General features: G+C 31.8%; 13 protein-coding genes. 6 read left to right on the forward strand and 7 right to left on the reverse strand.

Annotated elements, in window-relative coordinates; translation table 11 throughout:
- Positions 1-38 precede the first annotated feature (38 nt).
- Positions 39-758, forward strand: coding sequence for a YebC/PmpR family DNA-binding transcriptional regulator (locus EM932_RS16720; RefSeq protein WP_135878352.1), 720 nt, complete (start codon positions 39-41; stop codon positions 756-758).
- A 25-nt stretch (positions 759-783) separates the two neighbouring features.
- Positions 784-1,776: a Gfo/Idh/MocA family protein gene (locus EM932_RS16725; RefSeq protein WP_135878353.1), complete on the forward strand. Its 993-nt coding sequence runs from the start codon at positions 784-786 to the stop codon at positions 1,774-1,776.
- 531 nt (positions 1,777-2,307) lie between these two features.
- Here the strand turns inward: EM932_RS16725 and EM932_RS16730 are convergent.
- Positions 2,308-3,036, reverse strand: a complete 729-nt coding sequence (locus EM932_RS16730) for an NYN domain-containing protein (RefSeq protein WP_135878354.1) — start codon at positions 3,034-3,036, stop codon at positions 2,308-2,310.
- A 134-nt stretch (positions 3,037-3,170) separates the two neighbouring features.
- On the opposite strand from EM932_RS16730, the gene EM932_RS16735 reads away from it, so the two are divergent.
- Positions 3,171-5,765, forward strand: a complete 2,595-nt coding sequence (locus tag EM932_RS16735; protein WP_246041122.1) for a zinc-dependent metalloprotease — start codon at positions 3,171-3,173, stop codon at positions 5,763-5,765.
- A 225-nt stretch (positions 5,766-5,990) separates the two neighbouring features.
- Here EM932_RS16735 and EM932_RS16740 read toward each other — a convergent pair whose 3' ends face one another.
- From EM932_RS16740 to EM932_RS16765, 6 genes are all read right to left on the reverse strand, one after another.
- The gene (locus EM932_RS16740; RefSeq protein WP_135878355.1) at positions 5,991-6,539 is read right to left on the reverse strand and encodes a 1-acyl-sn-glycerol-3-phosphate acyltransferase; all 549 of its coding nucleotides are present in this window, start codon (positions 6,537-6,539) and stop codon (positions 5,991-5,993) included.
- 1 nt (position 6,540) lies between these two features.
- On the reverse strand, positions 6,541-7,623 hold the full coding sequence (locus EM932_RS16745; protein WP_135878356.1) for an iron-containing alcohol dehydrogenase family protein: 1,083 nt from the start codon (positions 7,621-7,623) through the stop codon (positions 6,541-6,543).
- Between the two features lie 48 nt (positions 7,624-7,671).
- Entirely contained in the window at positions 7,672-8,289 is a 618-nt protein-coding gene (locus EM932_RS16750; RefSeq protein WP_135878357.1) for a CatA-like O-acetyltransferase, read from the reverse strand.
- Positions 8,290-8,994, reverse strand: coding sequence for an HAD family hydrolase (locus EM932_RS16755; RefSeq protein WP_135878358.1), 705 nt, complete (start codon positions 8,992-8,994; stop codon positions 8,290-8,292).
- 44 nt (positions 8,995-9,038) lie between these two features.
- Entirely contained in the window at positions 9,039-9,767 is a 729-nt protein-coding gene (gene kdsB, locus EM932_RS16760) for a 3-deoxy-manno-octulosonate cytidylyltransferase (RefSeq protein ID WP_135878359.1), read from the reverse strand.
- Positions 9,768-10,002: 235 nt separating this feature from the next.
- On the reverse strand, positions 10,003-11,430 hold the full coding sequence (locus tag EM932_RS16765; RefSeq protein ID WP_135878360.1) for an ATP-dependent DNA helicase: 1,428 nt from the start codon (positions 11,428-11,430) through the stop codon (positions 10,003-10,005).
- 120 nt (positions 11,431-11,550) lie between these two features.
- On the opposite strand from EM932_RS16765, the gene EM932_RS16770 reads away from it, so the two are divergent.
- From EM932_RS16770 to rsmD, 3 genes are read left to right on the forward strand one after another with little or no spacing between them, the layout of a single operon-like run.
- Positions 11,551-12,288, forward strand: coding sequence for a hypothetical protein (locus EM932_RS16770; RefSeq protein WP_211344307.1), 738 nt, complete (start codon positions 11,551-11,553; stop codon positions 12,286-12,288).
- Entirely contained in the window at positions 12,272-13,093 is an 822-nt protein-coding gene (locus EM932_RS16775) for a DUF3822 family protein (RefSeq protein ID WP_135878361.1), read from the forward strand. Before EM932_RS16770 ends, EM932_RS16775 begins: the two co-directional genes overlap by 17 nt.
- On the forward strand, positions 13,093-13,632 hold the full coding sequence (gene rsmD / locus EM932_RS16780; RefSeq protein WP_135878362.1) for a 16S rRNA (guanine(966)-N(2))-methyltransferase RsmD: 540 nt from the start codon (positions 13,093-13,095) through the stop codon (positions 13,630-13,632). The genes EM932_RS16775 and rsmD overlap by 1 nt, the downstream gene beginning before the upstream one ends.
- Positions 13,633-13,750: the final 118 nt, after the last annotated feature.

Consider the following 13,750-nt stretch of genomic DNA (forward strand, 5'->3'; position numbering starts at 1 on the left):
TTCCCGTCTTCAAGGGAATGAAAATAAAAAATTATATTATGGGAAGAGCTTTTGAATTTAGAAAAGCAAGGAAAATGAAACGCTGGTCTGCAATGAGCAAAGCCTTTACACGTATTGGTAAAGACATTGTTATGGCAGTAAAAGAAGGTGGCCCAGACCCAGCTAGTAATTCCCGTTTAAGAGCCGTTATACAAAATGCAAAGGCAGTTAATATGCCTAAAGACAATGTAGAACGTGCTATAAAAAAAGCAAGTGATAAAAGCCAAGGTGATTATAAAGAAGTTATTTTTGAAGGATATGCACCTCATGGAATCGCCATTTTAGTTGAAACTGCTACCGATAACAATACACGTACCGTTGCCAATGTTCGTAGCTATTTTAATAAATGTGATGGTAGCTTAGGAACATCTGGATCGGTCGTTTTTATGTTTGATCATACCTGTAATTTTAGAATCAATGCCGAAGGTCTAGATCCTGAAGAAATCGAATTGGAGTTTATAGATTTTGGTGCAGAAGAAGTTTTCGCTGATGAAGATGGTATATTAATTTATGCGCCTTTTGAAAGTTTTGGAGCCATTCAAGCGGAATTAGAAACTCGAGAAATTGAAATTTTGTCTTCTGGTTTTGAGCGTATTCCACAAGTAACAAAACTACTTAACGAGGAACAAGCAGCAGATGTTGAAAAACTTTTAGAAAAGCTTGAAGAAGATGATGATGTGCAGAACGTATATCATACCATGGAAGAAAATGCTGAGTAAATTTTCAACTATTCAATAAAACCACATGTACAATTCTCAAGACTCTAACAAAACAATTAAATGGGGAATTATTGGCTGTGGAAACGTAACAGAAGTTAAAAGTGGCCCTGCATACAAAGCAACAGAAGGTTTTAAATTAACAGCTGTTATGCGGCGTGATTTTGCTAAAGCTAAGGATTACGCACAAAGACATAATGTAGAAAAGGTATATGAAAATGCCGATGATTTAATTAATGATGTTGAAATCGATGCTGTTTACATAGCAACACCTCCTGATACACATAAACTTTATGCCCTAAAAGTTGCAAGCGCAGGAAAAATTTGTTGTATAGAAAAACCTATGGCTCCCTCCTATGAAGACAGCTTGGAAATATACAATGCCTTCAAGAGTAAAAATTTACCTTTATTTATTGCTTATTACAGAAGATCATTACCTCGATTTAATCAAGTAAAAAATTGGTTAGAAAACAAGTATGTAGGAGACGTTAGGCATATAGATTGGCATTTAAGTAAACCTGCTAGCGATTTGGATAAATCAAAATCATACAATTGGAGAACAGATTCAAAAATAGCAATGGGTGGTTACTTTGATGATTTAGCAAGTCATGGACTCGATTTGTTTACTTACCTACTAGGTGATATAAAAAATGCACATGGTTTAAGCGCCAATCAACAAAACTTTTACACTTCAAAAGATGCTGTAACAGCCTGCTGGATACATAAAAATGATATTACCGGAGCTGGTAGTTGGAATTTTGGTTGCAAGGATCATTGTGATAAAGTTCAAATTTTTGGAAGTAAAGGAACCATTCAATTTTCTGTTTTCCATGACAATCCAATCATATTAAACAGTGATACAAAGAGTGAAGAGTTGGTTATAGAAAACCCAAAACACATACAACTTCATCATGTAGAAGGCATGAGAGATATGCTTATCAAAAAAAACTATATCCATCCTTCTCTTGGAAGTTCTGCGCTTCACACGAGTTGGGTTATGGACAAAATCTTAGGGGAATAATTCCTGCGATTTATGCTGAACTTGTTTCAGTAAGGCAGGAATCTCGTTATTATTTACGACAAACTTACAAACGTGAGTCCGATATAAACTTCAATAGACAAATAGCGGTTATGTCATGACAGAGCGAGGCATGAGCGACGAGACATCTCAGAAGGATGAGATTCCTCCTCGTACCTCCTTCGGAATGACATAGTTTCATTACTAAAATATTTAAATACATGACTATTATACCATTTCTTGTTTGGAATTACTGTAAAATAAAATAATATTTTTTGCTTTATACAAAATATAAAAATAAAGCATAGCCTAGTTACAGTTTCTTTTTCTATTGAAGTAGAAGGCGAAAAAGGGTGTTTTATTACGGTTATTTCAAATGAGAATTGGTATTAGCTTGCGATATATCGAAATCACGTTACAAATGATTTAACATTACATATCCAAAAATGGATTCCTTCTAGAGTTTATCTTGAGCGAAAACGAAAGGCAGGAATAACAAAACAGCTTTAAAACAAAAATATCGACAGAGTGGATTTACTTATTCCTAACATAAATTAATTTAAACCGTCCATTACTTTGATCACGTTGTTCCATTTCAAAATTGTCTAACGATTTAAAAAGAGGTGTTAATTTATCAAAACCAAAGTTTCTGGAATCAAAATTAGGCTGCTTTTTTAGTATTAAAGAGCCAACATCACCAAGAAATGCCCAGCCATCATCATCGGCAGCATCTGATACTGAATTTTTAAGAAGCCTTATAACCTTAGGGGTGATATTATATAAATTATCTTTTTTAGATTTACCTTCTTTATCACCTTTTTCAAGATCCTTTTTAAGAATCTCCAGATAAATAAACTTATCGCAAGCAACAATAAACGGATTAGGTGTTTTCTTCTCTCCCATCCCATAAACTTGCATACCAGCTTCTCGTAATCGTGTTGCTAATTTGGTAAAATCACTATCAGAGGACACCAAACAAAAGCCATTTACTTTCTCAGAGTATAAAATATCCATCGCATCTATGATCATAGCTGAGTCTGTAGCATTCTTCCCTGTAGTATAACCATACTGCTGAATGGGTGTAATAGCATTTTCAAGGAGTATGCTTTTCCACTTAGAAAGGTGTGGCTTAGTCCAATCTCCGTAAATTCTTTTTATTGTTGGTGTACCGTATTTTGCTATTTCTTCCATCATTTCAGAAATATACTTTGATGGAATATTATCTCCATCAATTAATACGGCAATCTTAGTGTCTTTTATCATAATGCTTAAAGATAGTAATATATTATCTACTATATCTTTTTAAAATATAGAACATTAGGTTTCTTTTAACATTTTATATAGATATAAGCAGCTCTTTATTTTTAATTTTATCGCGATCAATTACAAATAATAATATGACACTTAGAAATTTAAAGGCAACAAAGCTTATTTGTTTTGTTTTAATGCTGATGCTTTTTTCTGTATCTGAAAATGCTCAAGCTCAAAAAAGAAAAAAAGGAAAGAAAAAGAATCAAGTAGAAGTTGTTGCAAAACCTGAAAAGAAAAAAGCAAAAACAATTACTGACCTCGTTAAATCCAGTAAAAAAATTGACGGCTTATTTCCTATTTATCAGGATACCATAACAGGAACTATACAAATGATTATTTCTGATGATCAACTAAACAAAGAGTACATCTATTTCAGCCAAATTGCTGACGGTGTAATGGATGCAGGAAGAATCATTAGAGGATCTTATAGAGGTTCTAAAGTGTTTAAAATTGAAAAATATTTTGATAAAATTGAATTTATAACACAAAACACATCGTTTTACTTTGACCCGGAAAGTGCGCTTTCAAAATCTAAAGACGCTAATATTAGTAACGGAAACATGGCAAGTATAAAAATTGAAAGCCATGACAAAAAAGAGGGGCTTTACCTAATAAAGGCTGATAAACTATTTTTAGCTGAGACCCTGTCTCAAATTAAGCGACCAAATTTCCCAGGAAGGCCTCCCACAGCTTTTAAATTAGGTAGTTTAAATAAAACAAAGACTAAAATAAAAGCGATTCGTAATTATGATAATAACACAGATCTAGCGGTAGAATATGTATATTCATCCCCTTCTGTTTTAAATAGAGGGTCAAATGCTTTGGCGGATGGAAGAAATGTAAGTATCAAAGTATTTCATAGCTTAATAGCTATGCCAGAAAACGATTATGAAGTTAGATATGATGATCCTAGAGTTGGCTATTTCACTACCAAAGTAGATGATCAAACGTCAACTAGCTCAACACCATATCGGGATTTAGTACACCGTTGGAACTTAAAAAAGAAAGATCCAAATGCAGCTATTTCTGAGCCTGTTGAACCTATTACATGGTGGATAGAGAATTCGACGCCTGTAGAATGGCGAGAAACCATAGAAAAAGCAGTGTTGCAATGGAATGTAGCTTTTAAAAAAGCCGGATTTAAAAATGCTATGGCTGTTAAAATTCAACCGGATGATGCCGATTGGGATGCCGGAGATATAAACTATAACGTATTGCGTTGGACGTCGTCTCCTCAACCTCCTTTTGGTGGTTATGGACCAAGCTTTGTGAATCCAAAAACTGGACAGATATTAGGAGCAGATATCATGCTAGAATATGTACATTTTACCAACAGAGTGATGTATGACAAATTATTTGATCTGACTTCATTGCATGATACTTTTGAGAATTCAAAGACTGAAGAAGATGACAACATGTATTGCTCTTTAGGTCATATTATGCATGAAAATACGCTTTTTGGAAATACGGTGTTAAAAGCTACAAATGCGACAGATTTAGAAATGAAACGCATGAAAAAAGAAGCTATGACGGCTTTAATTATGCACGAAGTTGGGCATACACTGGGATTAAATCATAACATGAAAGCAAGTCAATTATTCTCTCCAGAACAATTAGCTGACGCCGATTTTATTAAAGGTAAATGCCTAACAGGCTCTGTGATGGATTATGCGGCTATTAACATAACAAAAGACAGAACAAAACAAGGTCAATACTATGATACGGCTGTTGGTCCTTATGATGTTTGGGCTATCCAATTTGGATATACACCTTTTAAAACTAAGCTTGAAAGAACAGAATTATTAGATCAATCTACCAAACCAGAGCTTATTTTTGGCAATGACGCTGATGATATGCGCTCTCCAGGTAAAGCTATTGACCCAAGAGTTATGGTTGGAGATATGTCTAACGACCAAATTAGATATTCTATTGATCGTTTTGAAACAATTAATACTATGATGGCTGGTATAAAAAATAAGTTTACTAAGTCTGGCCAATCTTATCAAGAATTAAGGCAAGCCTATTATATCTTAAGTGGACAAAGAGGAAGTGCTGCTAATGTGATCTCAAGATTTATTGGAGGGGTTTATGTAGATAGGGCTATGGCCAAACAAAAAGGGGAAAAACAACCCTATACACCAGTAAGTTTAACAGATCAAAAAAGAGCCATGGCTGCTTTAAGTAAATATGTGTTTGCCCCTGATGCTTTTAATGCTCCTAATGACTTATATAATTATTTAGCAATGCAAAGAAGAGGGTACGATTTTAGAACCCCAGAGGATCCTAAAATTCATAGACAGGTATTAGGGTATCAAAAAAATGTACTAAATCATATATTACACCCTAATACACTGCAAAGAATTACTGATTCAGAATTATATGGCAACACCTATAGTTTATCTACTTTTATGAATGATTTAAACCGTGCTATTTTCAAAGCCGATATTTATTATAATATAAACTCTTTTAGGCAAAATTTACAACTGGAATATACTAATATGCTTATAGATATGCTTACAGGGAAACAAAATAGCAGATATACCAATAATGCAAAGTCTATGGCTCTATATAATTTAAAAAACATTAAAACCATGGCTTCTAACACAGGAAATATATCATCTAGAGCCCATAAACAACATTTGAGAACACTTATTGACAACGCTTTAAAAGAAGTTAAGTAGCTTAAAATTGTTAGCTTAACTATAAGTTACATCACAATTCAGGTCAAATACAGTCGAGACCAATTGCTATAAAAAAAGCTACCACATAAATAATGAGGTAGCTTTTGTTTCTATGGAGCAGAAATGTTTCTTTTTAGGAACAAATGAATTGTTTACTTTATGTTTCATTTCTACAATAAATAGTTTTCAAATTCTGTGCCACTTTCAATATAAATTCAAAAAATATCAAGAATATTCGACTATCTTTCCTTTTATACCTATAAAATAATCACGCATGAACTTAAAATCAGCTTCCAAATTATCTGTAGGGTAAAAAGGTTCTGAAATTTTATTTTGTTTATTTTCAAAATCAAGTGTAATCATTATAATGGGCAATTTGGCTTTTTTAGCTATGTAATAAAACCCTGTACGCCATTTATCAACCTTTTTACGTGTTCCTTCTGGCGCTAAAGTCATCCTGAATTCTTCTTTTTCCTCAAATAATTTAGCAATTATATCTACTTTTTTTTCTTTAGTATGCCTATCTATTGGAATGCCTCCTAATGCTCTAAAAAACCATCCTATTGGAAATACAAACAATTCTTTTTTACCAATAAAATTTGTTTTTATGTCTAATACAGAACGTAGCAAAACAGCAATATAAAAGTCATGCCAACTTGTGTGTGGTGCGGTTATTATAATTGCTTTTTTTATTAAGGTTTTAGATATTTGGGTATTACCAACGACTTTCCATCCTAATAATTTAAAATAAAGAAGATTGGCTAGCCATTGCATACTACATTTTTTGATAAAGGGCTCTTAATTTTTCTCGAGTTATTGTTTTTTGCCAGTTTCCCCCCAAGGCATTTTCCCAAAGTGGTTCTAAACTTAGTGAGATATCAATCATTGTATTAAATTCCTCATCCGACAAATTAGCACAAATACCAACGGGTAACTCAATATTGTGTTTTTGCTTCATTTCCTTAAAAAGCTTTACGCCTTCTGGATAAAACTCTTCTAACTGATCAAAAACGATACAGTTACCAATGCCATGTTTTGTACCTAATAAATAAGACAAGCCATAACTCATTGCATGAGCAACACCTACCTGGGAATAAACAATACTCATACCGCCATGCCAAGAAGCCATCATTAATTTTTCTTGAGATTCAATCTCTGCAAGATCACCATTTAAAAAGATTTCTTTACATAAGTCTAAGGCCATATCACCATAACTTTTGCTAAAAGCATTTAAATAAGTGCCATTTAATGACTCTATACAATGAATATAGCAATCCATTCCTGTATAAAACCATTGATCTACTGGAATATCTTTTGTAAGTTCGGAGTCTAATACAACTTGATCAAATGGAGTAAAATCCGAATTTATACCTAGCTTTTTATGCGGTCCGGTAAGGACAGTTGTTCTAGAAACTTCGGCTCCTGTGCCTGATATAGTTGGAATACCAACATGATATATCCCTTCATTTTTAACTAAATCCCAGCCTTGATAATCTTTAGCCTCGCCTTCATTAGTTAGCATAATAGCAACAGCCTTTGCTAGATCTAAAAGTGTCCCACCTCCTATTCCGATAATTCCAGACGGACGTTCCTTTGTTAATAAAATAATTTCTTCAACCAACTCATCTACTTGAGACGTTTTTGGTTCTTCTTTTGAAGAAATAAAAATAATCTTATCTTCATATGATAACTGTATTCTTGAAGTTAACCAAGAATTGTTTTTGAAAACATCATCTACCAAATAAATAAAAGGCGCATTGATGTTTAAACGTTTTGGGGTCAAAATTTCGTTTAACTGATTGAAACTACCTCTGCCAAAAATAACTCTTGGCACCATTGGAAAGTTTTTATAATTCATTTAACAGGTTTTTTTTACAAAAAGTAAAAATAGTATTTATTTTAAATTTTATTCGTTTAAATATTCTTGAAACTTTTCTGAAAACAAACCAACATGATAGCCATCAACTAATGCATGGTTTACGTTAACAGAAACATTCATAATTAATTCGTCATTGATTTGAGTTACTTTGCTAAATGCAATTTTTGGTACAGAATCCAATACTCCAGAAACAGGTTCTTTATGTCCTGAAAAATGAAGCCAGGGCATGGCAGAACAGTGTATACAGTTTAATCCGTTTTGAGGCGGATATAGTGCTGTAGAATTTTCAATTCTTTCTTTTTCTTTTGCTATATTTTTTGCAAAAATATTCAAATCATCGTTATATTCAACAAATGAAAAGCCAAATGTTTTATTAGACCTCATAATTGTAGTTGATGCGTGAATAACATTATAATCTACTACGTTTTCATCTTCTATTCTATACCTGAAATTATCAACCACATTTATAGCTTTCATACAATCATGTAAATACTTTGCAAAAAAACTTTTGTTATTTCCTTTTGAAAACCTATATGCTTTAGTAACATTAAAAGGAATTATTACAGCAAAATAGGGGTCTTTTAGTCCACTAAAATGCTCGTAATGCTGCTTTCTATTCCAAGTATTTATATCTATAATTTTCAACTACTCAAATAATTTTATAACATCTCGCAAACTACTTATCGTTTTATAAGTCTTTCCGTTCGTATCTTTTTCAGTAACTTCTTCATGTGCCCAAGTAGTATGAAAGGGTACATGAACTGCGTGAGCTCCGATATTCACCAATGGTAATACATCAGATTTTAAAGAGTTACCTATCATTAAAAATTCTGATGGTTTAACCTCTAAATGATTTAATAATTTAGAATAGTTAATTTCTTGTTTATCACTTAATACTTCTATATGGTGAAAATAGCTTGTAAGGCCAGACTTTTCTAATTTGCGTTCTTGATCTAACAAATCACCCTTTGTAGCAAGTATTAAACGATATTTTTTCGATAATACTTTTAACACTTCCTCAACACCATCAAGCAATTCTACGGGCTTTTCAAGCATCCTTTTTCCAATATTTAAAATCTCTTCTATTGTTTTATGGGACACATTATAGTTAGATAATTCTAAAGCAGATTGAACCATAGACAACACAAAAGCTTTAACCCCATATCCATATATAGGTAAATTGCGTATTTCCATTTTAAATAATTCCTGATCTATTTTATTTGGGGTTTCATAGTCTGATAATAATTTCCCAAATGCTTCTTCTGCCTCACGAAAATAAGTTTCATTAACCCAAAGGGTATCATCTGCATCAAAGCCGATCACTTTTATGTTATCGTATTCTTTTATCAATTAATTTTCTTTTAATTAAGTTACTGAAGCAAGTTCAACACTAACTATTTCCATAATTTTTTGGCACGTTCCAAATCTTCAGGTGTATCAATTTCAACACCTTCAATATCTGTTTCTATCATTTTAATTCGTTTTCCATATTCTAAATAACGAATACACTCTATTTTTTCTGAAGCTTCTAATGGCAACATAGGTAACTTATAAAAATCAAGTATAGCTTCTTTTCTAAAAGCATAAACGCCTTTATGCTTATAGTATTTCACACCTACATTTTTTTCTCTTGGATAAGGAATTGGGCTTCGAGAATAATAAAGTGCAAAATTTGATTGGTCTACAATCACCTTTACAGTATTTGGATTATTAATCTCATCCAGATCTGTGATATGAACCATTAAGGACGCTAGATCAATTTTTTTATCATGATCTTCTTTAAAAACTTCAATCAATTTCGCTAGCGACTCTCTATCTGTAAATGGTTCGTCTCCTTGAACATTAATAACAATATCTATATCCATAAATTCGACAGCTTCTGCTATTCTATCGCTACCACAATCATGTTCTTTCTTACTCATTATGGCTTTTCCTCCATTACTTACAATTTCGTCATAAATAATTTTGTTATCCGTAACAACAAAGACGCCATCAAACAAATTAGTAGCTACAGTGGCTTCGTATGTACGCAATATGACCGTTTTTCCCCCTAGGTCTTGCATAAGTTTTCCTGGAAATCGCGATGCACTGTAACGCGCAGGAATCATTGAAATTATTTTCATAATAATTAAGCTCAGTATCTAATTCAAAAATAGAATAATTATCATTAGGTTTTGCTTTTATATTACTGAAACTTTCTTGGCAACATAAAAATTACAAACAATACCTCCCGTTATTGACCGTTAAAAATTGCTATCCCACAAAGTCACTTAAGTATAGAATAAAGAAAGTTTCTATTAAAACTGAATACTACCAACTAACCACTGACCACTGATCACTGATTACTGACCACTAAAATTAATCTTCTTCAAAAAATTCATTTTTAAAACCAATAAGATATAGTTTTTCTTTGGCCCTGGTTACTGCGGTATACAACCAACGTAAATATTCTTTATCAACACCATTTGGCAAATAAGGCTGTTCAACGAAAACGGTGCTCCATTGTCCACCTTGCGATTTATGACAGGTAATGGCATAAGAAAACTTTACTTGAAGTGCATTAAAGTGTTTATTACCCTTTACTTTTAAAAATTTTTTATACTTACTAGATTCATTTTCATAATCTTTCATGACCTCTTGGTATAACTTATTGGAATCTTCGTAAGGTAAAGATGGTGTTTCAGCTTCGATAGTATCTAAAAGTAAAACCGTTTCAAAAGGTCTCATTTTTGGATAATCTACCATACGTATTTTAACTTCTGCAAAACGGAAACCGTAAAGCTCCTGAATACTAAAAATTTCAAGCACTTCTATGATATCACCATTTGCAATAAAACCAGCTTCTGTAGTTGGCTTAATCCAAAAGTAATTATTCTTAACAACCATTAAATAATCGCCAGCAGAGAGTTCACTTTCATTAAATAATATTCTATTACGTATTTGTTGATTATACAAATTAGCTCGTTTATTACTTCTCACTATAATGGCCGTTTCTTCCTTGCCTAAATCGCTATAAGCATCGTTAATGGCATCCATGATCTCATACCCATCTATTAACCTTATAATATCCTTAAAGCCTGCTAAATCAAATTTAAAACTATCATGAACGCTATGTGATAAGGCTTCACGTAATACCGTCGCATTGGCAAGAATACCAGAATCCTGCCCTTGCCTCACAACTTCGTCTAATTCCATTCTGGTAACGTCCTTGTTATAATTTAGACTAAGAGTGTCTTCATTTAAAGCAGGACTAATATCTAACTTAACTGGAGGTAATTGAGCTGTATCACCAATTAAAAGTAATTTACAATGATGACCAGAATACACATATTGAATTAAATCATCAAGTAACGAGCCATTTTCAAAAAGTTTTGAATCACCTGGCGTATCTGGTATCATAGATGCTTCATCAACTATAAAAACGGTGTTTTTATGCTTATTGGGTTGTAACACAAATCTAACACCTCCACCCTTTTCTTTCTTAGGAAAGTATATTTTTTTATGAATGGTAAATGCTTCTTTTCCCGAATAATTAGAAATAACTTTAGCAGCTCTACCAGTTGGAGCCATTAAAACAGCACTTTTTTTAGCTTTCCATAAATTAGTCACAATAATCCCTACAATTGTAGTCTTTCCTGTACCTGCGTAACCTTTTAACACATAAAGTAGATTTGGTGCTTTGTTAAAAATAAACTCTGAAAGCTGTTGCAGAACAATATTTTGCTTTAACGTAGGTTTAAACGGGAACTGCTGGTTTATAAGGGAATAAAATTCGGATGACGTCATCTAAAGTTTCGACAAATTAAAAATTATTCAAAGATAGAAATGATTTTTACTCTCTTAGGTTTTTACGGTTAAAAAAAAATTGTAGATTTGCGAAAAGACTTTTAATTAATAGAACATCTTATGTTGACATTTATTCTTATCGCAGTAGCAGTGATATTGCTTACAATTGGCTTGGTAAAGCTAGTTGACAAATTTATACCTTCAAAACTTAAACCTGTTTTAACAATTGTACTTTGGTTATTAATTGGTTATCTAGGCTATCAAACATATATGTCCATTTATGAGCCTATTCAATTTAACAAACTTAAAAACAAACGTTATAAAGAAGTTATTACAAGTTTAATAGAAATTAGAGATGCTCAAATTGCTCATAAACAAGTAACAGGTAAGTTTTCTGGTAATTTCGAAAACTTAATTAAGTTTATAGACACCGCTCAATATACCATTACACAACGTAGAGATTCTTCTATTATAGATAAAGAGTTAACCAAATTATATGGAGTTGATACGTATAAAGAAATTGTTCTAATTGATACTTTAGGTTTTGTTTCTGTTAAAGATTCATTATTTAAATCTTCTGATCGTTACAAATCCATGATGAATGTCCCTGTAGGTAAAGAAGGAGCTAGATTTAAATTACAAGCTGGATATTTAGCACAAAACGATATACAGATACCTGTTTTTGAAGCTTCTGTTAAAAAAGATGTTATTTTATTCGACCAAAACAAGGATCTTCTTATGCAAGAAAACCAAATTGTTTCAGTTGATGGCGTAAATGGAGATCAATTAGTAGTAGGTTCTATGGACGAAGTTAAAACTGTCGGGAATTGGCCGACAAATTATGACGCAGCTAAATAAAAACACTAATAAACTAACTAATCTAGAATTGTCCATTCAAATAAGTTTGAGTGGACTTTCTTTTTCTATACTGCAGAAAGATTCCAATAATATTTCTGTCTTAAAACACTTCGATTTTAACAAAAGACTAACGCCTTTAGAGCTTTTAGATCATTGTAAAAATATCTTCAACACAGAATCACATTTACAGGAATCATTTAATAATATCTGTGTGATTCATGATAATGAATTATCCACACTAGTGCCTAAGCCATTATTTGAAGAAGACAGTTTAGCTGATTATTTAAAATTTAATTCTAAAATTCTTAAATCGGATTTTATTACCTACGATGATATTGTATTAAATGATAGTGTAAATGTCTATGTTCCATATATAAATATTAATAATTTTATATATGACAAATTTGGGGCTTTTACTTTTAAACATGTTTCTACTATCCTAATTGAAGAAATTTTACAGATTGAGAAAAACACCAATACCCCTAGAGCATATTTAAACATTAGCAAAAATCATTTTGAAATAGTAATTATAGAAAAAGGTAAGTTATTACTATACAATACATTTGAATACACTACAAAAGAAGACTTTATATATTATGTTTTATTTACTGCAGAGCAATTAAATTTAAATCCTGAAACGTTAAATTTAATTTTTATTGGTGACATAAAAGAAAGCGATGATGTATATCAAATTGCATATAAGTATATAAGAAATATAGGTTTTGGTGATCGAAATGATAACTATACATATAATGAAAATCCAAAGTATAATCATTCAGATTTCACTTTAATAAAAAGTTTTTAATGCGTATTATTTCTGGTATTTATAAAAGTAGAAAAATTGTTGCACCTAAAAATTTACCGGTGAGACCAACAACGGATATGGCTAAAGAATCCTTATTCAATATTTTAAATAATCTGTTTTATTTTGATGAGATCTCTGTTTTAGATTTGTTTGCTGGCACTGGTAATATAAGTTATGAATTTGTATCAAGAGGTACCCAAAACATTACTTGTGTAGATCAAGATTATGGCTGTATTAAGTTTATAAATCAAACTGCTGAAGCTTTTGAAATGCCTATAAATACTATAAAAAGTGACGTTTTTAAATTTTTAGAAAAGTCTAGTTTACAAACTGATGTTATATTTGCAGACCCTCCTTATAATTTTTCAGAAGAACAATTTTCTAAAATACCGGAATTGGTTTTTAAAAACAACATGTTATTAGAAAACGGTATTCTAATTATTGAACACTCCAAACACACAGATTTATCTAATCTAAATCATTATAATTATTCTAAAAGTTATGGTGGTAATATATTTAGTTTTTTTGAAATAGCCTAAACCAGCGCATTCCCTTTTTTGTTAATTCCTTTTTTTTCAGTACTTTAGATTCTATTCTTTAAAATCCCAGACTCTACACCCTACTATATTAAGAGTCTAAAAGCATATCTTTTCCCAC

This window comes from Flavivirga rizhaonensis, assembly GCF_004791695.1.
Lineage (GTDB): Bacteria > Bacteroidota > Bacteroidia > Flavobacteriales > Flavobacteriaceae > Flavivirga > Flavivirga rizhaonensis.

Coding starts and splice junctions, on each gene's coding strand:
- EM932_RS16775 (WP_135878361.1), top strand. CDS start 12,272: ATGACGCAGCTAAATAAAAACACTAATAAACTAACTAATCTAGAATTG.
- EM932_RS16735 (WP_246041122.1), top strand. CDS start 3,171: ATGACACTTAGAAATTTAAAGGCAACAAAGCTTATTTGTTTTGTTTTA.
- EM932_RS16730 (WP_135878354.1), bottom strand. CDS start 3,036: ATGATAAAAGACACTAAGATTGCCGTATTAATTGATGGAGATAATATT.
- EM932_RS16770 (WP_211344307.1), top strand. CDS start 11,551: ATGTTGACATTTATTCTTATCGCAGTAGCAGTGATATTGCTTACAATT.
- EM932_RS16720 (WP_135878352.1), top strand. CDS start 39: ATGGGAAGAGCTTTTGAATTTAGAAAAGCAAGGAAAATGAAACGCTGG.
- rsmD (WP_135878362.1), top strand. CDS start 13,093: ATGCGTATTATTTCTGGTATTTATAAAAGTAGAAAAATTGTTGCACCT.
- kdsB (WP_135878359.1), bottom strand. CDS start 9,767: ATGAAAATAATTTCAATGATTCCTGCGCGTTACAGTGCATCGCGATTT.
- EM932_RS16725 (WP_135878353.1), top strand. CDS start 784: ATGTACAATTCTCAAGACTCTAACAAAACAATTAAATGGGGAATTATT.
- EM932_RS16765 (WP_135878360.1), bottom strand. CDS start 11,430: ATGACGTCATCCGAATTTTATTCCCTTATAAACCAGCAGTTCCCGTTT.
- EM932_RS16745 (WP_135878356.1), bottom strand. CDS start 7,623: ATGAATTATAAAAACTTTCCAATGGTGCCAAGAGTTATTTTTGGCAGA.
- EM932_RS16740 (WP_135878355.1), bottom strand. CDS start 6,539: ATGCAATGGCTAGCCAATCTTCTTTATTTTAAATTATTAGGATGGAAA.